The sequence below is a fragment of the Hyphomicrobium sp. CS1BSMeth3 genome, assembly GCF_900117415.1.
In the GTDB taxonomy this organism is placed as follows: Bacteria; Pseudomonadota; Alphaproteobacteria; order Rhizobiales; family Hyphomicrobiaceae.
The window spans coordinates 1,102,521-1,120,202 of sequence record NZ_FPEI01000006.1 but is presented as its reverse complement, the minus strand read 5'-3'; the positions used below and the strand labels follow the sequence as shown (position 1 = coordinate 1,120,202).

19 protein-coding genes are annotated in these 17,682 nt (G+C 65.2%); 8 read left to right on the top strand and 11 right to left on the bottom strand.

Annotated elements, in window-relative coordinates; translation table 11 throughout:
• Nucleotides 1–2: 2 nt before the first annotated feature.
• The 6 genes from CS1BSM3_RS20330 (at nt 3) to rpoH (ending at nt 4,951) form a co-directional block, all read left to right on the top strand.
• On the top strand, nt 3–800 hold the full coding sequence (locus CS1BSM3_RS20330; protein WP_083528757.1) for a phosphatase PAP2 family protein: 798 nt from the start codon (nt 3–5) through the stop codon (nt 798–800).
• On the top strand, nt 797–1,669 hold the full coding sequence (locus CS1BSM3_RS20325) for a glycosyltransferase family 2 protein (RefSeq protein WP_072390140.1): 873 nt from the start codon (nt 797–799) through the stop codon (nt 1,667–1,669). Before CS1BSM3_RS20330 ends, CS1BSM3_RS20325 begins: the two co-directional genes overlap by 4 nt.
• Nucleotides 1,618–1,932: a lipid-A-disaccharide synthase N-terminal domain-containing protein gene (locus CS1BSM3_RS20320; RefSeq protein WP_072390137.1), complete on the top strand. Its 315-nt coding sequence runs from the start codon at nt 1,618–1,620 to the stop codon at nt 1,930–1,932. The genes CS1BSM3_RS20325 and CS1BSM3_RS20320 overlap by 52 nt, the downstream gene beginning before the upstream one ends.
• A gap of 158 nt (nt 1,933–2,090) precedes the next feature.
• The gene (locus tag CS1BSM3_RS20315) at nt 2,091–3,215 is read left to right on the top strand and encodes an NADH:flavin oxidoreductase/NADH oxidase (protein WP_072390134.1); all 1,125 of its coding nucleotides are present in this window, start codon (nt 2,091–2,093) and stop codon (nt 3,213–3,215) included.
• A 16-nt stretch (nt 3,216–3,231) separates the two neighbouring features.
• Nucleotides 3,232–3,738 carry a phosphatase domain-containing putative toxin gene (locus CS1BSM3_RS20310; RefSeq protein WP_072390131.1) on the top strand — a complete coding sequence of 169 codons (507 nt, stop codon included), beginning with the start codon at nt 3,232–3,234 and terminating at the stop codon, nt 3,736–3,738.
• Nucleotides 3,739–4,057: 319 nt separating this feature from the next.
• Nucleotides 4,058–4,951, top strand: coding sequence for an RNA polymerase sigma factor RpoH (gene rpoH / locus CS1BSM3_RS20305; protein ID WP_072390128.1), 894 nt, complete (start codon nt 4,058–4,060; stop codon nt 4,949–4,951).
• A gap of 72 nt (nt 4,952–5,023) precedes the next feature.
• On the opposite strand, the gene CS1BSM3_RS20300 is transcribed toward rpoH, so the two are convergent.
• The 4 genes from CS1BSM3_RS20300 to CS1BSM3_RS20285 form a co-directional block, all read right to left on the bottom strand.
• Entirely contained in the window at nt 5,024–6,664 is a 1,641-nt protein-coding gene (locus CS1BSM3_RS20300) for a flavin-containing monooxygenase (RefSeq protein ID WP_244540573.1), read from the bottom strand.
• Nucleotides 6,665–6,733: 69 nt separating this feature from the next.
• On the bottom strand, nt 6,734–7,345 hold the full coding sequence (locus tag CS1BSM3_RS20295; protein WP_072390125.1) for a thiamine pyrophosphate-dependent enzyme: 612 nt from the start codon (nt 7,343–7,345) through the stop codon (nt 6,734–6,736).
• A 174-nt stretch (nt 7,346–7,519) separates the two neighbouring features.
• Entirely contained in the window at nt 7,520–8,047 is a 528-nt protein-coding gene (locus CS1BSM3_RS20290; RefSeq protein ID WP_072390122.1) for a thiamine pyrophosphate-binding protein, read from the bottom strand.
• A gap of 36 nt (nt 8,048–8,083) precedes the next feature.
• The gene (locus CS1BSM3_RS20285) at nt 8,084–9,298 is read right to left on the bottom strand and encodes an LLM class flavin-dependent oxidoreductase (protein ID WP_210188815.1); all 1,215 of its coding nucleotides are present in this window, start codon (nt 9,296–9,298) and stop codon (nt 8,084–8,086) included.
• A 321-nt stretch (nt 9,299–9,619) separates the two neighbouring features.
• Here CS1BSM3_RS20285 and CS1BSM3_RS20280 point away from each other — a divergent pair, with 321 nt between their 5' ends.
• Together CS1BSM3_RS20280 and gmk are read left to right on the top strand one after the other, a co-directional pair.
• Nucleotides 9,620–10,522 (top strand): YicC/YloC family endoribonuclease, encoded by a 903-nt coding sequence (locus tag CS1BSM3_RS20280; protein ID WP_072394153.1) that lies wholly within the window; start codon nt 9,620–9,622, stop codon nt 10,520–10,522.
• Between the two features lie 8 nt (nt 10,523–10,530).
• Nucleotides 10,531–11,181 (top strand): guanylate kinase, encoded by a 651-nt coding sequence (gmk, locus tag CS1BSM3_RS20275; RefSeq protein WP_072390119.1) that lies wholly within the window; start codon nt 10,531–10,533, stop codon nt 11,179–11,181.
• Nucleotides 11,182–11,450: 269 nt separating this feature from the next.
• Here gmk and CS1BSM3_RS20270 read toward each other — a convergent pair whose 3' ends face one another.
• The 7 genes from CS1BSM3_RS20270 to CS1BSM3_RS20240 are packed head-to-tail and all read right to left on the bottom strand — an operon-like array spanning nt 11,451 to nt 17,674.
• Complete coding sequence (locus CS1BSM3_RS20270) at nt 11,451–13,139, bottom strand: Na(+)/H(+) antiporter subunit D (protein ID WP_072390116.1); 1,689 nt, start codon at nt 13,137–13,139, stop codon at nt 11,451–11,453.
• On the bottom strand, nt 13,129–13,383 hold the full coding sequence (locus CS1BSM3_RS20265) for a hypothetical protein (protein WP_210188814.1): 255 nt from the start codon (nt 13,381–13,383) through the stop codon (nt 13,129–13,131). The genes CS1BSM3_RS20270 and CS1BSM3_RS20265 overlap by 11 nt, the downstream gene beginning before the upstream one ends.
• Before the next feature lie 2 nt (nt 13,384–13,385).
• Nucleotides 13,386–14,873 carry a monovalent cation/H+ antiporter subunit D family protein gene (locus CS1BSM3_RS20260; RefSeq protein WP_072390113.1) on the bottom strand — a complete coding sequence of 496 codons (1,488 nt, stop codon included), beginning with the start codon at nt 14,871–14,873 and terminating at the stop codon, nt 13,386–13,388.
• The gene (locus CS1BSM3_RS20255; RefSeq protein WP_210188813.1) at nt 14,873–16,366 is read right to left on the bottom strand and encodes a monovalent cation/H+ antiporter subunit D family protein; all 1,494 of its coding nucleotides are present in this window, start codon (nt 16,364–16,366) and stop codon (nt 14,873–14,875) included. Before CS1BSM3_RS20255 ends, CS1BSM3_RS20260 begins: the two co-directional genes overlap by 1 nt.
• A complete protein-coding gene (locus CS1BSM3_RS20250; RefSeq protein WP_072390110.1) occupies nt 16,363–16,728 on the bottom strand; it encodes a cation:proton antiporter subunit C in 366 nt (121 codons plus the stop codon). Before CS1BSM3_RS20250 ends, CS1BSM3_RS20255 begins: the two co-directional genes overlap by 4 nt.
• Nucleotides 16,728–17,144: a Na(+)/H(+) antiporter subunit B gene (locus CS1BSM3_RS20245; protein WP_072390107.1), complete on the bottom strand. Its 417-nt coding sequence runs from the start codon at nt 17,142–17,144 to the stop codon at nt 16,728–16,730. The genes CS1BSM3_RS20250 and CS1BSM3_RS20245 overlap by 1 nt, the downstream gene beginning before the upstream one ends.
• Nucleotides 17,141–17,674, bottom strand: a complete 534-nt coding sequence (locus CS1BSM3_RS20240) for a DUF4040 domain-containing protein (protein WP_244540572.1) — start codon at nt 17,672–17,674, stop codon at nt 17,141–17,143. Before CS1BSM3_RS20240 ends, CS1BSM3_RS20245 begins: the two co-directional genes overlap by 4 nt.
• Between the last annotated feature and the right edge of the window lie 8 nt (nt 17,675–17,682).

Genomic DNA, 17,682 nt, shown 5'->3' with positions numbered 1-17,682 from the left:
GCATGTCGCTCGTTGACCCGTTACTTCCTGAGGAAGTGCGCTTCAGGCGCAGGTTCATGACGGCGGCGCTCGCGACCGGCGCGGTCCTCGCATTTGTCATGCTCGCCAATCCCGGCATCGACCTCATGCTGTCGGAAGCCCTGCAGAACTTCTGCGCGGGATCCGAGCGCGCGCGCGGATGGTGCGCCGGCTGGGCGGTGGATCTCCCGCGCCAGTTCTTCGTTACCCTTTACGTGATCGGTTGCGCCGTCGCGGGTGTGCTGGTGGCGCTCGCCGTGTCCATGCGGAAGCGCTGGCTGGCCCTCGATCAGGCGCGCTGCTGGTTCCTCATTGCCGTGCTCGCGGTCGGGCCGGGGCTCGTCGCGAACACGATCTTCAAGGACAACTGGGGGCGGGCGCGGCCGCGCGATGTGGTGGAGCTCGGCGGCACACGGCAGTTCACGCCCCCGCTGCTGCCCGCCACCGAGTGCAAGCGGAACTGCTCGTTCATCAGTGGCGAGGCCTCCTCGATGTTCGCGCTCTTCTTCGCCCCGGCCCTGCTGCTGCCCGGGCTCAGGCTGACGCTGCTCGGCACCGCCATGGTCTTCGGGATCGGGGCAGGCCTCGTGCGCATGATGCAAGGCGCACATTTTCTCAGCGACGTGCTTTTTGCCGGCGTCTTCATGGCCCTGACCGTCGGCATCCTTCACTTGGCAATCATCGCTGTGTGGCACGCGCGATCGGCCGGACTTGATCGCCACACTCGGCCGTCGCGTCCGACGGAAGCAGGGGAGGCGCGCCTCGGCGCGGACGTCTCATGAACGCAGCCGCTACAACACCCACGCACGCCCACCGCCGACAGGGCGAGACGCGGATTTCGATCGTGCTGCCGGCTTACAACGAGGCGGGCAACCCCGAGCGTCTCGTGCGCGAGATCTTCGCCGTCGTGCCTGAAGAGCTCGTCGGTGAGGTGATCGTCGTCGACGATGCGAGCGATGACGGCACGGCCGCAGAGGCGAAGGCGCTCATCGGCGGCTTCCCGCGCCTGCGCTATATCCGGCTCGCAACGCGCTGCGGCCAGAGCGCTGCAATTCATACGGGCGTCCGTGCGGCGCGCTACGGCCTTATCGCGACCCTCGACGGCGACGGCCAGAACGATCCGGCCGACATCGCCGCTCTGGTTGGGCACGCCGTCCGTGTCCTGCCAGGACCTTCGCTGGTTGGCGGCATCCGCACGACGCGGCGTGCGGAGCGCTCGAAGCAGCTCGCCTCGCGCTTCGCCAACTGGCTCCGGGATGCCGTGCTGGCCGACCAATGCCCGGATACGGGCTGCGGCATCAAGGTGTTCGACCGCGAGGCCTTCCTGGCACTGCCGAGCTTCTCCGGCATGCATCGCTATCTGCCGGCCCTGTTCCTCTCGTACGGGCACCATGTCGCCTACCTGCCCGTCAACGACCGGCCGCGCATCGCAGGTCAGTCGAAATACACCAACCTGCGTCGCGCGATCGTCGGCATCTACGATCTCGTCGGCGTCAGATGGCTGCGCGCGCGCACCGTCGTACCAAGGATTGCTGAAGTCCAGGGCGGGGGGGCGAACGCCATATCCAACGATTTCCACTTCTCCGAGGAGACAAGCTCGTGTTCGCCAAAATCGTCGCATGGTGGGGCGGGCTTTCCGCTGCCGATCTGACCTGGCTCTGCATCGGTCTGGCTGGACAGGCGATGTTCTCGGCCCGCTGGATCGTGCAGTGGCTGGCGAGCGAGCGCCGGGGCCGCTCGACCGTCCCGCAGCTCTTCTGGTACCTCTCGTTCTTCGGGGGGCTCTTCGTCTTCTGCTACGGCGTCTACCGCATGGATCCGGTGATCGTGCTCGGGCAGTTCGGGGTCCTGATCTACGCGCGCAACCTCTTCTTCGTCCGCAGGGAGCTGCGGGAAGGCGTCATGAGCGCCTAGGCGACCACGGGAAGGGCGGCCGGGGAGCCGATATTGCCGGGGCAGTGGCCACAGCCCCGTTGCGCGTGCTATTGAACGGAATACCGTGGCTTTCCGCCTCAATCCCGCACATCCCGCTGGGCCTGCAGTCCATCCTGACAGAAGGGAAACGTCGCCCCATGAGCAGCAAGCTTTTTGCGCCCATCAAGCTCCGTGACCTCGAACTTGCGAACCGCGCCGTCGTCGCGCCCATGTGCCAGTACTCGGCCGACAACGGCAATATGAACGACTGGCACATGCTGCACCTCGGCTCTCTCTCGAACTCGGGAGCGGGTCTGCTGATCGTCGAGGCGACGGGTGTCGAGCTGATCGGGCGGATCACGCCCGGCTGCACCGCGCTCGCCAATGACGAGAACGAGGCGGCGATGAAGCGCGTCGTTCAATCCTGCAAGCGCTTCGGCACGGCCAAGATCGGCATCCAGCTCGGCCACGCGGGCCGCAAGGCGTCCTGCAAGCGCCCGTGGGAGAGCAAGTCGCACTCCGATCCGCTCACGGAAGGCGCCTGGCAGACCAAAGCGCCGTCGGCGATCCCCTTCGCGCCGGGCTGGCACACGCCGGAGGCCTATACGCTCCCCGAGATCGAGCAGCTCAAGGCGAAATTCGTCGAGGCCACGAAGCGCGCGGACCGTGTGGGCTTCGACCTGATCGAGATCCACGGCGCGCACGGCTATCTGCTGCACCAGTTCATCTCGCCGCTCTCGAACAAGCGGACGGATCAATACGGCGGCAGCCGCGAGAACCGCATTCGCCTGCCGCTCGAGATCTTCGCGGCCATGCGCGAGGTCTGGCCGAAGCACAAGCCGCTCGGCATCCGTATCTCGGCCGTGGACTGGATGGACGACGGTCTCAAGATCGAGGACTCGGTCTTCTTCGCCCAGAAGCTCAAGGAAGCTGGCTGCGACTTCATTGATGTGTCTTCGGGCGGCAATCATCCGGACCAGAAGATCCAGCTCGGGCCGGGCTATCAGGTGCCCTTCGCCGAGGCGATCAAGAAGGCGACGGGGATCCCGACGATGACGGTGGGTCTCATCACCGAGGCGGAGCAGGCCGAGGCCATCGTCGCCGGCGGGCAGGCGGATATGGTGGCGCTCGCGCGGGGCTTCCTCGATGACCCGCACTGGGCGTGGCACGCCGCTTACAAGCTCGGCGCAGAGGTGCCGGTCTCGGTTCAGTACGCCCGCGCCACGCTCAAGACATGGTCGCCGGCTAAGCGGTATGTGCCTGCGGCCAAAGCGGCAGAGTAGCTGACGACGAGACACCATGCTGCCGACGGTTTACTGGGTCCGTGGCTTCGATCGCGGAGGGCTTGCGGTTGTCACGCGGCCCGACCCCGCATTTGGCCTGCCGCAGCAGATGCAGGCCCTGCGGGAGGCCGGCGTCGATGTCCTGGTCAGCATGCTTCAGGGTGAGGAGGCCATCCGCCTCGGCCTCGCCTGGGAGGCCAATGTCGCGGAGCAAGTGGGGCTCGCGTTCCATAACCTTCCGACGGACGACTTCGGCGTGCCCGCATCGATCGAGACGGCAGGGGCGCTGATCGCAGCAATGGTGAGCGAGATCGAGGCTGGACGCACTGTCGGCGTGCACTGTTATGCCGGGCGCGGGCGTTCGCCGTTGTTCGCGTCGGCGGTCCTCGTACAACTCGGTGCGGAGCCCGAAGCGGCCATTGATGCAGTGTCCGAAGCGCGAGGGCGGCGGATCCCTGAAACCGACGCGCAGCGGCAATGGGTGGTCGATTTTGCCGCATGGTGCCGCCGGGATCAGGCGTGAAGCGAGCGCCGAGCTGTCGACAGCTCGATAAGAAATAGTGAGAATTTTTAGTGCCGTAGCGACGGATTGGAGAGATCTGATGCGTTCTGCTCAAACGCGCGGGGGCCAAGTTCACGCGCCCCTCAATACCTTGTGATGAACACGCCTCAGTAGTGGAGCGGGAGGTCCATCGGGCGTACTCTCATTACAACATGATGAACCTTTTCCGCGGAACGGGCGACTGAACCAACAGGGTACCTGAGACCACCGCGGCAACTATTCGCGCAGCTCGGCATTACTGACTGAAGTGGCCAGCGTGGCGCGAAGAGAGGGAATGGCTATGGCGACCAAAGCACTGCCGGTCGTAGCTTCAGGCTCGGCCGGCCTATCCCGCTATCTCGAGGAGATCCGTCGGTTCCCAATGCTGGAGCCGGACGAGGAGTACATGCTGGCCAAGCGCTGGCAGCAGCACGAGGATACCGAAGCTGCCCACAAGCTCGTGACGTCGCATCTGCGCCTCGTCGGCCGCATTGCCATGGGCTATCGCGGTTATGGTCTTCCCATGGGCGAGGTGATTTCCGAAGGCAACGTCGGGCTCATGCAGGCGGTGAAGCGCTTCGACCCGGACAAGGGGTTCCGCCTCGCGACCTATGCCATGTGGTGGATCAGGGCCTCGATCCAGGAGTACATCCTGCGTTCGTGGAGCCTCGTGAAGATGGGCACCACGGCGTCGCAGAAGAAGCTCTTCTTCAACCTGCGCCGCGTGAAAGGCCAGATCCAGGCCCTCGATGAGGGCGAGCTCAAGCCCGATCAGGTCAAGGCGATCGCGACCAAGCTCGGCGTGAGCGAGGAGGACGTTGTCTCGATGAACCGCCGCCTGAGCGGCGACGCTTCACTGAACGCGCCCGTTCGCGCCGATGCCGACTCGGGTGAGTGGCAGGACTGGCTCGTCGACGAGACGCCCGATCAGGAGGCGCAGCTCGCCGAGAGCGAGGAGCTGGAACTGCGCCGCGGCATGCTCGGCAATGCGCTGAAGACGCTGACGGACCGCGAGCGCCAGATCTTCGAGGCCCGCCGCCTCCGGGAAGATCCGGCAACGCTCGAGGATCTCTCGGTCGAGTTCGGCGTGTCGCGCGAGCGCATTCGCCAGATCGAGGTGCGCGCCTTCGAGAAGGTCCAGCGCGCCATGCAGAAGGCCAATGCCAAGATCGAGGCGGCTGGCGCGGAGGCCTGAGCGCCTTCGTCAGATCCGAAAATCAAACGGGCGCCCCTGGGATCCAGAGGCGCCCGATGCATTTCGGATTGCCTACGAGAGATCGATCTCTTTGTAGCCGCCGGCAGCCACGGCGTCGCACCAGGCGCGGTAGGCGGGCGCACTGCCGCTGTAGCGGGCGAGCGTGCGGACCTGCTTGCCCTCGACGTTGCGGTTGACGCCCGTCATCCATGAATCGACCTCATTGACGAGCGAGCCCTCGCCAACTGCGCGTACGTTCTCGGTCCAAGCCTCGACTGCCTCGGAGCGCGGGTCGGCGCGCGTAAGCTTGCGCTCGGTCATGTGGCGAATGAGGTCCGTGACCCATTCGACGTTGTACTCGATGCTGCGCGGGATATTGCCGAGCGCCGTATGCGGCCCCACGACCATGAACATGTTGGGGAAGCCTTCGACCTGAACGCCGACGAACGTCTTGGGTCCGCCCGTCCAGGCCTCTTTGAGTGTCTGCCCGCCCGTGCCGCGCAGGTCGATGCGATGGAAGCTGCCGGTGATGGCATCGAACCCCGTCGCATAGATGATCATGTCGAATTCGTACTCGGCATCGCTCGTCTTGATGCCCTTCGGCGTGATCCGCTCGATCGGCGTCTCCTTGATGTCGACGAGCTTCACGTTCGGCTGATTGTAGACCTCGTAGTACTTGGTCTCGAGGGGCACGCGCCGCGTGCCGAAGCCGTGGTTCTTCGGGATGAGCTTATCGGCGACCGCCGGATCCTTCACGCGCTCGCGGATCTTGCGCGCCACGAAATCGGAAATGGCGGCGTTGGCTTTCCGGTCGGTCAGGATGTCCTTGAAGTTGCCCTGCCAGATGCCGAAGCCGGGTGAGGCATAGAGGTGCTCGAAGAAGGCCTCGCGCTCTTCCGGCGTCACATCGAACGTGCGGCGGGGATCAATGGTGTGGACGAAGCAGGCGTGTGTCTCCTTGCAGCGCGCGAAGATCTCGTCATACCGCTTCTTGATCCCCTCCATCGTCTCCTTGTCGATCTCGCTGTTGTGCAAGGGGGCGCACCAGTTCGGCGTGCGCTGGAAGATGGTGAGATGGCCGACGGTCTTGGCCACTTCCTGAATGGTCTGAACGCCGGTCGCGCCCGTACCAATCACCGCGACGCGCTTGCCTTCGAAGCTGACGGGTTCATGCGGCCAGCGGGCCGTGTGGAAGGCCTCGCCCTTGAAAGTCTCGACGCCCTCGATGCGCGGCATGGTCGGCGTCGAAAGTGGGCCGATGGCCGTGATCAGGAAGCGGGCGTTGTGGCGGCTGCCGTCCTCGAGCGTGATCTCCCAGCTTCGCGTCGTCTCCTTGAAATGGGCGGCGACGACGCGGCTCCTGAACTGGATATCGCGGCGCAGATCGAACTTGTCGGCGACGTAGTTGAGGTAGCGCAGTGTCTCGGGCTGTGGCGAGAAGTGCTCCGTCCAGTCCCACTCCTGGAGCAGCTCCTTGGAGAAGGAATAGCCATACGACCAGCTCTCGGAATCGAAGCGCGCGCCCGGATAGCGGTTCCAGTACCAGGTGCCGCCGACCCCCGTGCCCGTCTCGAAGACTTTCACGTGGAGGCCGAGCTCGCGCAGCTTGAGGAGCTGATAGAGCCCGGAGATGCCGGCGCCGATGATGATGACGTCGTAGTCGAGGCCCGCATCGGTGCGGGCGGCAGGTTCGGTCATCTCAACGGCAGCCACGGCTGATCTCCGGCTCGGTTCATTTCCTCATGCGCGGCCCTTGCGGGCTCTTGCTCTTGGCGTGTCTGATCAGGGCTTCTCGACGCCGACGGCAATGCGGAAGCGATGGGCGATCGCCGCACCGTCCTTCACCGGGAGCGCCCAGGGGTCCTCCGTGATCGCGATCTTGGCCACGGCGAATGTCGGCCCCGGCTGCTTGAACATGAGATCGGCGAGCGTGCCGAGCTGGCTCTCCTCGGTGACGAGCATGGTCTTCTGAATGCCGAAGCCTTCAGCGACCTTGCACATGTCCGTCCGCGCGCCGGTGAGACCGTGCTGGCGGCCTGTCTCGCCGAAATGCTCGTTGTCGAGCACGAGAATGCCGAGGTTCTTCGGCGCCTGATCGGCAACGACGCCGAGCGAGCCAATGCCCATCATCATCTCGCCGTCGCCGGTGATCGCGAGCACGCGACGGTCCGGCTGCGCCATGGCAATGCCGAGAGCCGTCGCAACGGCGAGGCCCATGCCGCCCCACGAGTAGAGATACTCGGGCTGATCGCCCGCAGCGGAGATGTCCCAGGTCGGACTGCCGAGGCCCGGCACGACGAGCGCATTGCCGCGGTGCTTGAGGAGCTCGGCGACAAACGGGCGCCGCTTGATCTTGTTGGGCGCCGGGCTTGCGGGTTTGGTGGTCGAGGTCATGTCGCTAGTGTCCCGATTCCGAAGTTCGCTTACCCTTGATGCTGGCGTCCCGAGCGAACTTCGGAATCAAAAGGGACACTAGAATCATAGACTTGCTCGTGTGATTCAGATCGAGAAATTCGCTCGATACCCAGCCGCGAGATCTGGCGAATTTCTCGATCATCACACTAGCCCTTATTTCTGTCCGAAGCCCTTGGCGCCGATCACGCGCTGGCTGACCAGCACCGCGGCCGAGAGGCGGCCATGAAAGGCGATGTCAGCCGCAGCGGCGAACGTCTCGCCGATCTCCGCAGCGTGCTCGACGGGGAAGCAGCGCACGCCGACGGCTTCCAGCACCGTGCGCGTCGCCATGCCCATGGGGACCTGCCAGGGATTGAACTCACCCCACTGGCCGCGCATGGTCACGAGCATGAGGCACGGCGCGCGCATGGTCACCGGGATGCCGAGCGCGTTGATGCAGTTGCCGACGCCCGAAGATTGCATGGCGATCATCGCGCGCTTGCCGCCGAGCCATTGGCCGGTTGCGACGCCGACGCCTTCTTCCTCCGTCGAGAGCGTGACGAGGCGCATGTCCTTGTCGGCGACGACCATGTTCAGAAGCTGTGTGAGGCCGCCATCGGGGATCGTGGCGACGGTCTGGATGTCGCGCGCCTTCATTTCGGCGAAGACATCGTGCGACCAATGGCGCGTTTGTGTCGTCATCAGTTTCCTAGTGCCTGGTTCAATTGAGTTGGTTGGTCAGCTCTTGCTGTCGTCGCGCGCGCCGGTGAGGCGCGAGCGATAGCCTTCGGGCAGGGCCTTGCCGGCATCCTGATAGGCCTTTTCGATGGCCTTGACGTTCGGCGCGAAGATCGTGCCGCGATTGTCGCGGCACCAGTCGCGCGAGGCGATCACGGTGTCGAGCGAACCCTGGAACTTCGGCATGACCCAGCGCGCGAAGAGCTCGAAGCTGCGGAAAGTATCCTCGCGGTTCGCCCACTCGTGCGCCCGGAACATCACGCCGCCGACACCGCCCTTGCTGGCGGCGATCATGCGCTCGATGCCCTTGGTGACGGTCTCGGGCGAGCCGACGAGCGTGTTGCCGGCCTTCACGCCTTCGCGCAGCGGATCCTGCGAGCGTCCGGGCGGACGGCCGAGGGTTTCCTCGAAATAGGTCACGGTCTCCTGGCGCTCGCCATGGGCGACATCACGGAGCGCGCGCTCGTCGTCTTCCGCGCAGTGCATGTTGATGACGAGACGCCAGCCCTTGCGGTCCATCGTCTTGCCGTACTTGGCAGCCTCGTCCTCGGCGATCTTCCAGTGGGCGGGCAGCGCATCCACACCGCCCGGCAAGCCGGCGCCGAGAGAAAGCACGCCGAGCCCATGCTTGCCGGCGACCTGCATGCCGGCCGGTGACTGCGTGCTCGCCACGGCGATCGGGAAATGTGGGTCGGTGTACGGTGCCAGATGCAGGCGCGCCTCGCGCATCTCGAACCAGTCGGTCTTCATGGTGACCGGCTCCTCGCACTTGAGGAGCTGCATGATCGCGTCGAGCGATTCGCCCATGCGCCGACGCTGGTCCTCGGCCTTGATGGCCAGCATGTAGGCGTCGGACGTGAGTGCGCCCGGTCCGCAGCCGAGCATGGCGCGGCCCTTGGTCATGTGGTCGAGCTGGACGAAGCGCTGGGCGACGAGAAAGGGGTGATGATAGGGGAGGCTGGTCACACCGGTTCCGAGCCGGATGTTCTTCGTGCGCTCGGCCGCCGCGGCGATGATGAGCTCCGGGCTCGCGATGAGCTCCCAGCCCGCCGAGTGATGCTCGCCGATCCAGGCCTCGTCATAGCCGAGCGCATCCAGGTGGCTGATGAGATCCATGTCGCGGGCAATGGCCAGCGTCGGGTTGTCTCCAGCGCGGTGGAAGGGCGCCAGGAAGATGCCGAAGATCAGGCCGCGGTGTGGGCCTCGTTGAACCATGAATCTCTCCCCGTATTGATGGCCGGCTCAGGGGCCACGGAGCCCATTCGTACGTGCTCTGATATGCGCGTGGCAAGGTAGCGGCCGGATGCCGCCAATGCCAGAGCCCGACGCGAGCGGTGTGCGAAGGCCGGTCCGCGCCCAGCGCAGCGCTCGCCCGTTTATTGGCCATGGTATGGCTATCTGTGGGTTCGGCGGGCCGATCCGGGCCCCGCAGCGCCAAAATTGCTTGCCCGATCGCGAATGGCAGGACAGTAAATCTCTCACAAATCCCTCGGCGCGTGCGCAAGCCCGCGCCCCAGCCGAGATATGATCACGCCCATGGCGAAGCAGGACAGCCCAGTTCCCTCGATGACCGGCTTCGGTGCCGACGAAGGCCGGCATGGCACGGTCGCGTGGCGCTGGGATATTCGCAGCGTGAATGGCAAGGGTCTCGATGTGCGCCTTCGGCTGGCGCCGGGCCATGAAGCTCTCGAGCCGCGCCTGCGCGAGCGGATCGGGGCCCGCCTCACGCGCGGCAACGTATCTATCAGCCTCAATGTCGCCCGCGACGGCGGCGGCACGGAGCTCAGCATCAACGAGGCGGCCCTCGGCCAGCTCATGGCTATTGCCGAGCGGCTGAGCGCGCGCGGGAACTTCGCGCCCTTGAGCGTCGAGGGGCTGCTGGCACTGCGCGGCGTGATCGAGGTCGGCGAAGGCGCCGAGGATCAGGCCGCAATCGAGGCGCGTCATGCAGCCATGCTCGCGAGCTTCGAGCGCGCGCTCGATCAGCTCGTCGAATCGCGTCGCGCCGAGGGACGTCGCCTGGGGCCGGTCATCGAGGAGCATCTGGCGTCGATCTCGTCGCTCGTGGAGACGATCGCCGCTTCGCCGGCTCGCTCGCCCGAGGCTATCCGGGCGCGTCTCAAGGAGCAGGTGGCGCGGCTTCTGGAAACGGGCGCGCCGCTCGACGAGACGCGTCTGCATCAGGAAGCCGCCATGCTGGCCGTCAAGGCTGATGTCGAGGAGGAGCTGCAGCGGCTCCGCGCGCACGTTTCGGCCGCGCGCGAGCTCATGGCCGGCGGGAAGCCGGCGGGCCGCAGGCTCGACTTCCTGGCGCAGGAATTCAATCGTGAGGCGAATACGACCTGCTCGAAGGCCAATGACATCGAGACGACGCGCGCAGGTCTTGCGCTCAAGGCCGTGATCGAGCAGATGCGCGAGCAGATCCAGAACATCGAATAGAGGCAAGGATGGCGAGCACTCACATGGCGCGGCGTGGCGTGATGCTGGTGCTGTCGTCGCCTTCGGGCGCCGGCAAGACGACGCTCGCGAAGGCATTGCTGGCGGCGGAGCCCGCGCTCGTCATTTCGGTCTCGGTGACGACGCGCAAGCCGCGACCGGGCGAGGTCGACGGGCAGGACTACCATTTCATCGATGCCGCGGCTTTCGAGCGGCTCAAGGAAGCGGGTGAGCTTCTCGAGTGGGCACACGTTCACGGCAATCTGTACGGCACGCCGCGCGGGCCGGTCATGGACGCGCTGAACGCGGGCCGCGACGTCCTTTTCGATATCGACTGGCAGGGTGCGCAGCAGCTCGCTGAAACCGCGCCGGCGGATCTTGTTCGGGTCTTCGTTCTGCCGCCCTCGGCTGCGGCGCTCGGTCAGCGTCTGCACGCCCGTGCGCAGGATGGCGCCGACGTGGTTGCGCGCCGGCTCGCCGCGGCGGGCGAAGAGATCAGCCATTGGCCCGAGTACGACTACGTCGTCGTCAATGATGTCGTCGCTGAGAGCCTGAGCATCCTTCGCGGGGTTCTTTCTGCCGAGCGCCATCGCTCGAGCCGCCAGACCGGCCTCCCCGCCTTCGCGCGGGAGCTTCAGCAGGGACTGAAGAGCAAGAGCTGACGCTCGCGCTTTCAGCGCGAACAGGGCTGCCGCCCTATGACCCGCTCGGGGGACACCCCCGAACCCCCGTCTTTTATGAATTGGAGCGAACCGCGTGTGCGACAGGTCCCTTCTCCCCGCTCTTGCGGGGAGAGGGGATGCTGATGCGCTTGCGGCTCGCTCCAAGGTCCATAAAAGGCGGGCGGGTCCGGGAGGGTGTCCCTCCCGGTAGGGGTGCGGGGACTAGTCCCCGTTCGCGCGTAAGCGCGAAGTGCCAGGGCGCTGCGAGGCTACCCCATCGCGGCGATCAGCAGGAACGCGCCGAGGAGGAAGGTCGTCCAGAAGGCCATGGTGCCCGTGGGCCATGTGCGCCCGAACGTGCCTGTCGGGCCATGATATGCGAGCAGCAACTCATGGAGCCGCGCGGCTTTGCCATTGAGGTTGCTGACGAGCCGCGTCCAACCCCTGTCCGTGATGTCGTCGAACCCGCGCGCGATCCAGGCGCCGAGGCGGCGATAGAGCCAGTCGAGGTCGAGTGTGATGCCCCGCTGCGGCTGCAGCCAGTCGCGCATGAGATAGACGACGAGCGCCGCGAATGCGAGGAGCTGGATCTGTACGAGGATGTGGCTCGCCGTGTAGGGCACATAGGCGACGGGATGCGGCAGCAACACGTACAACCCATCCGGCACGATGCCAACGACGACGCAGAGCACGGCCGCGAGCGCCATGGCAATCCGCATGGCCTGCGGTGGATCACTGACGTGGAGCCGCTCTTTCGGTGCGCCGAAGAACAAGAGCCAGGGCAGTCGCAGGCCGGCGTGCAGCACCGCGCCCGCCGATACGGCCATGAGCAGGATCCAGGCGCCAGCGAGATGCTCCTTGGCTGCAGCCTCGATGATCATGGACTTCGAGACGAAACCCGAGGTGAGCGGGAAGGCGGCAATGGCGAGCGCACCGATCATGCAGGCGAAGGCGGTGAGCGGCATCGCGTCCGCCAGTCCACTGAGTTCGTTCAGGCGTGTTTTGCCGGTCTGGCGAAGGACACTGCCTGCGACCATGACCAGCAGTGCCGTGTAGATGACCGCCGCTGCCGAATGGGCCGCGACGCCGTTGAGCGCGAGGGGGGTGCCGATGCCGACGCCTGCGACCTTGATGCCCATCTGGCTCACGATGGCAAAGGCGAGCAGACGACGGATGTCGTTCTCGAGGGCGGCATAGACAATGCCGTAGATCGCCATGACGAGGCCGACCCAGACCAGTACCTCGACGCCGGGAAAGGCGCGCATGAGAACGTAGACGGCCGTCTTGGTCGTGAAGACCGAGAGGAAGACCATGCCCGACCAGGAGGAGGCCGGATAGGCATCTGACACCCAGGCCCAGAACGGCGGTGCGCCGACATTGACGAGAAGGCCCGCGAGGATCAGCCAGCGTGCCCAGCTATCAGGCTTGAGCGATGTGATGGTTGCGCTGCCACTCATGGCGATCTCGCCGGCAATGCCGGCCATGAGCAGGACGCCGCCGAGGAAGTGGATGAGGGCGTAGCGGAAGGCCGGACCGTGGGCCTTCTCGCCACCGCAGACGACGATGATCGTCGAGGCGATGGCCATCACCTCCCACCATACGAAAAGCGTGATCCAGTCGCCGGCATAGACGACGCCGAGGGCACCGGCGGCGTAAACCAGGGCGGATGTGAGCTCCAGTGTCGAGCTGCGATCGAGCGCGTAAAGGGTGCCGAGGAAGGCCGCGAGCGCGAAGACGGCTCCGAAAAGGAGGGCGAGGTCGTCGGCCCGGATCGGGATCAGCGCGTAGCCGAGATAGTTCGCGGTGACGCTGCCGGTGGGCACTTGCCACACGAGCACGAGTGCGAGCAGTGGGAATGCGAGCAGCACGGCCTTGCGCGCGATGCCGGTCGTGAAGAGCAGGGCGAGGGCGCCTGCCAGAAGAGCCGTTGCCGGAGAGAAGAAGAGGCTAGTCGTCATAGGTCCCCTCCGGAGCGCGCAGGATGGAGCCGACGGCGAGGGCGAGCAGGATCAGGGCGAAGCAGGAGAGGGCGCCAAACCAGGCGGCGAAGCCGAACGTGCCGTCGATCCCGAAGTATCCATGGTGCGCTACGGCGAGATCGAGCAGCACCAGCACCGCGAGAACAAGGAGGCCCAGTTTACGGAGGTCCTTGCCCGCAAGGGTCTTCATCAGCGTCGGAGAGGTCTTGCGTGTGTCGCGCATGATCATACTCCCGCCATCAGCTTGGCGAGGGCGAGCGGCACCTCGGGAAAGAGGAACAGCCCGACCGTCGCGGCCGCGGTGAAAGTGAGTGCGATCACGATCGGCAGCGGCGCCTCACCATGATCACGGGCTGCATCGGCGCCAACGGCGTGGGCGGCCGGCTCGCGCTCGAAGAAAGCCGTGTAGACGATCGGCAGGAAATAGGCGGCATTGAGCAGCGTGCTCGCGACGATAATGGCGATCGGAAGCCATTGGCCCGTCTGCATGGCGCCCGAGAGCATGAACCACTTGCCGAGGAAGCCCGCAGTTGGCGGCAGGCCGATCATGCTGATGGCGCCGATCGTGAAGGCGCCCATGGTCCAGGGCATGCGCCGGCCGATGCCGGCCAGCTCGCTGATCTCGGTCTTGTGGGCGGCGGTGTAGATCGAGCCCGCCGCGAAGAAGAGCGTGATCTTGCTGACGGCGTGCGCCGCAATGTGCATGGCGGCGCCGACTGCCGATATGGGCGCCAGGATTGCGGCCGCAAGGATTACGTAGGAGAGCTGCGAGACCGTCGAGTAGGCGAGGCGCGCCTTGAGATTGTCTTTCCTGAGCGCGACGAGCGAGGCCGCGATGATCGTGAAGCCGGCTGCATAGACGAGCCAGCCGCCGCTGCCGGCATAGGCGAGTGTCTCGATGCCGAACGTGTAGACGATCACCTTCAGGATGGTGAAGACACCGGCCTTCACGACCGCAACGGCGTGGAGCAACGCGCTGACGGGCGTCGGCGCCACCATGGCAGCCGGCAGCCAGAAGTGCAGCGGCATGAGCGCGGCCTTGCCAATGCCGAAGGCAAAGAGCGCGAGCAAAGCGCACAGGGCGAAGGGTGTCGCCTTGTCCTTGAGTATGCCGCCGGGGATGAAGTCGAGCGTGCCCGAAAGCACCCACGTCCAGGCGATCGCGGGGAGCAGCAGCACCATGGACGTGCCGATCAGGATCAGCAGGTAGATGCGGCCGGCGCGGATGGCCTCGGCATTCGCCTTGTGCGCGACGAGCGGATAGGTCGAGAGCGTCAGGATCTCGTAGAAAATGAAGAGCGTGAAAAGGTTCTTCGCGAAAGCAATGCCCATGGTCGCCCAGAGCGCAATCGCGAAGCAGACATAGAAGCTCGTCTGGCGCGGCTCGTCGTTCCCGCGCATATAGCCGATCGAATAGACGGACGTCACGAGCCAGAGCGTTGCTGCGACGAGCGCGAAGAGCATACCCAGCGGCTCGACTTGGAAGGCGATGTTGAGGCCGGGAACGACGGCAAGATCGATCGCTGCAGGACGGGCACCGGCGAGTACGTGCGGCAGCAGGCTCCAGACTGTGAGCGCGAGCGCACCGGCCGTAATGAGCGTCACGCTCTCGCGCGCATTGGGTGCGTTGTGAAACAGCGGAATGAGGAGCGCGCCGATGATCGGGATCGTCAGCGCGGCCATGATGAGCGTGTCGGGGGCGAGGGCCAGCATTACTTGAGCCCTCCGATCAGCAACTCGGCGATCCGGCTCGCGACGCCAGCCGAAAGCTCGGTATCGATGCCGAAGTACACGGAGGCGAAAGTGAGCGCGAGCATCGGGACCAGCATCATGAGCGGCGGGTCCTTGGCGTGCGCGACGGCCTTCGAGACGGGGCGGAAGTAGGCCACTTCGACGGCGCGGCCGATATACAGCAGAGCAATGAGCGAGCTCGCCACGATCAGGAAGGCGACGGGCCATTTGCCGGCGTCAAGCGCGCCGACAATGAGATAGTACTTCGAGATGAAGCCGGCCGTGCCCGGCACACCCATGAGGCTCATGCCTGCAAGGACGAATGCGGCGAACGTGAGCGGCATCGTCCGGCCGATCCCGCCGAGGTCGTCGAGCTTTACGGTCCCTGCGCGGTACATGACGGCGCCGAGCGCGAGGAAGAGTGCGCCCTTGATCAGTGCGTGATTGAAGAGGTGGACGATGCCGCCGGTAAGACCGGCCTGGTTCATCAAGGCAATGCCGAGCGTGATGTACCCGATCTGCGCGACCGACGAGTAGGCGAGCATCCGTTTGAGATTCTGCTCGTAGACCGCAAGGATCGACGCGATGAACATCGCCGCGATCGAGAGTGGATAGAGCACGGTCGAGACGGGCAACGCCTTGAGATCGAGCGCGACGCCATAGATCGAGAAGGCGATGCGCAGGAAGAGATAGACCGCGACCTTGGTCGCCGTCGCGGCCAGGAAGGCGGTGGCGAACGACGGCGCATAGGCATAGGCGTTCGGCAGCCAGAGGTGCAGCGGGAAGAGCGCCAGCTTCAGGCTGATGCCGACGAAAAGGAAGGCGAGGCCCGCGAGAACAGGGCGTGGGAAGGCAGCCGAGGCCTCGCCGAGACGTGCGGCGATGTCGGCGAAATTCAAGCTGCCCGTCACGAGATAGAGGAGGCCCACGCCGATCACGTAGAAGGTGGCGCCGATCGTACCGAGGATCAGGTACTGGTAAGAGGCGACGAGCGCGCGGCGATCGCGACCCATGGCGATCATGACGTACGTCGAGAGGGACGAGATCTCGAGGAAGACGAAGGCGTTGAACGCATCGCCCGTGATCGCGATGCCCAGCAGGCCCGCAAGGCAGAGCAGGTACATGGCGTAGAACCATGCCTGCTTGTCACCGTCGATTTCATGAGCAACGCTGCGCCGCGCGTAGGGCATCATGATCGTGCTGACGAGGCTCACGAGCACGAGCACGAAGGCATTGAGCAGATCGACGCGGTATTCGATGCCGATCGGCGGAGGCCATCCGCCCATGTGGTACGAGATTGGGCCGTTGCTCCACACCTGAAAGAGCAGGGCGAATGCAATGATCGGCGTAAAGGCCGTGATCAGCGTGGCCCAGGCCCAGGCAAGCGTGCCGCGCCTCATGAAGGCGGCGATGATCGCGCCGAGCAGTGGCACGACCACCTGAAGGCCGGGCAGTTGCGCGGTAATGGCACTCATTCCTGCTCTTCCCGCGCGAAGATTTCGTCTTCCTCGATGGTGCCGTAGGCCTCGTGAATGCGCGAGACGATGGCGAGGCCGAGCGCGATGGTCGCAACGCCGACGACGATCGCCGTCAGGATGAGCACATGCGGCAGCGGGTTCGAGTAGACCGTGAAGTTAGGATCGAGAACGGGCGGCGTACCGCCGATGATTTTGCCGGGCGCGATGTAGAGCAGGTAGACCGACGTCTGGAAGAGCATCAGCCCGATCAGCTTCTTGATCATGTTGCCGCGGGCAATGACGATGTAGAGCCCGGCAACCATCAGCACGATCGTGGCGATGTAGTTATAGTGATCGAAGAAGTTCTGCACGGCCCCCATCAGCGTCCCCGTTCCGAGAAGGCATAGAAGAGGGCGATCATGGTCGAGGAGACCGTGACGAGCACGCCGGCCTCCACGAGCAGGATGCCGCGCTCGCGGCCTGCTGGCGCATGGGCGGCCAGGACCGAGTAGTCGAGGAAGTTGTGGCCGTTGAGCAGAGCGAAGGCGCCGGTGCCGGCATAGATGAGCACGCCGAGCGGCACGAGGAATTCGACGAGCCGGCGCGGCACAACGCGCTGGGCCTCATCGAGCCCGAAAATGAGAGCATAGACGATGAGCGCGCCGGCAACGATCACACCGGCCTGGAAACCGCCGCCAGGGCCGTAGTCCCCATGCAATTGCACGTAGAGGCCGAAGAGCAGCATGAAAGGGATGATCAGCTTGACGCCGACCCGCAATACGACGTCGAGCCTCATCGCGCGTCTCCTTCGCGGCCATCTCGTCCTTGCCGGCGGCCCTTGAGCAGCAGCATGACGCCGATGCCCGCCGTGAAGACCACGATCACTTCACCGAACGTGTCGAAGCCGCGGTAGTCGGCCAGGACAGCGGAGACGACGTTGCCGACGAGGGTCTCCTGAATCGCATTCTGCAGATAGTGCGGCGCGACGTGCTTGTGGATGGGCGCATCCGCAATTCCGAAGGCAGGCAGGTCGTAGGTTGCCCAAATGAGCGCGACGCCGACGACAACAGCGACGAGAAGCGGGATCGCGGCAGGCCGCGGCTGAGGGTATTCGCGGGCCTTGGTGAGATGCAGGGCGGCGAGGAGCAGCACCGTCGAGACGCCGGCGCCGACCGCTGCCTCGGTCATGGCGACGTCGACGGCGTCGTAGACCATCAGCACGCTCGCCATGAGGAAGCTGTAGACGCCCGACAGCGCGATGACGCCGAACAGGCTGCGCATGCGTACGATGGCGATCGTCACGATCACCAGCAGCGTCAGCAGCACGGTGTTGG

Excerpts from the sequence above, each read along its gene's own strand:
- CS1BSM3_RS20290 (WP_072390122.1), bottom strand. The coding sequence starts at position 8,047 with ATGACGACACAAACGCGCCATTGGTCGCACGATGTCTTCGCCGAAATG.
- gmk (WP_072390119.1), top strand. The coding sequence starts at position 10,531 with ATGGCGAGCACTCACATGGCGCGGCGTGGCGTGATGCTGGTGCTGTCG.
- CS1BSM3_RS20245 (WP_072390107.1), bottom strand. The coding sequence starts at position 17,144 with ATGAGGCTCGACGTCGTATTGCGGGTCGGCGTCAAGCTGATCATCCCT.
- CS1BSM3_RS20260 (WP_072390113.1), bottom strand. The coding sequence starts at position 14,873 with ATGCTGGCCCTCGCCCCCGACACGCTCATCATGGCCGCGCTGACGATC.
- CS1BSM3_RS20325 (WP_072390140.1), top strand. The coding sequence starts at position 797 with ATGAACGCAGCCGCTACAACACCCACGCACGCCCACCGCCGACAGGGC.
- CS1BSM3_RS20295 (WP_072390125.1), bottom strand. The coding sequence starts at position 7,345 with ATGACCTCGACCACCAAACCCGCAAGCCCGGCGCCCAACAAGATCAAG.
- CS1BSM3_RS20250 (WP_072390110.1), bottom strand. The coding sequence starts at position 16,728 with ATGGGGGCCGTGCAGAACTTCTTCGATCACTATAACTACATCGCCACG.
- CS1BSM3_RS20285 (WP_210188815.1), bottom strand. The coding sequence starts at position 9,298 with ATGGTTCAACGAGGCCCACACCGCGGCCTGATCTTCGGCATCTTCCTG.
- rpoH (WP_072390128.1), top strand. The coding sequence starts at position 4,058 with ATGGCGACCAAAGCACTGCCGGTCGTAGCTTCAGGCTCGGCCGGCCTA.
- CS1BSM3_RS20310 (WP_072390131.1), top strand. The coding sequence starts at position 3,232 with ATGCTGCCGACGGTTTACTGGGTCCGTGGCTTCGATCGCGGAGGGCTT.
- CS1BSM3_RS20270 (WP_072390116.1), bottom strand. The coding sequence starts at position 13,139 with ATGACGACTAGCCTCTTCTTCTCTCCGGCAACGGCTCTTCTGGCAGGC.
- CS1BSM3_RS20315 (WP_072390134.1), top strand. The coding sequence starts at position 2,091 with ATGAGCAGCAAGCTTTTTGCGCCCATCAAGCTCCGTGACCTCGAACTT.
- CS1BSM3_RS20280 (WP_072394153.1), top strand. The coding sequence starts at position 9,620 with ATGGCGAAGCAGGACAGCCCAGTTCCCTCGATGACCGGCTTCGGTGCC.
- CS1BSM3_RS20255 (WP_210188813.1), bottom strand. The coding sequence starts at position 16,366 with ATGAGTGCCATTACCGCGCAACTGCCCGGCCTTCAGGTGGTCGTGCCA.
- CS1BSM3_RS20265 (WP_210188814.1), bottom strand. The coding sequence starts at position 13,383 with ATGCGCGACACACGCAAGACCTCTCCGACGCTGATGAAGACCCTTGCG.
- CS1BSM3_RS20330 (WP_083528757.1), top strand. The coding sequence starts at position 3 with ATGTCGCTCGTTGACCCGTTACTTCCTGAGGAAGTGCGCTTCAGGCGC.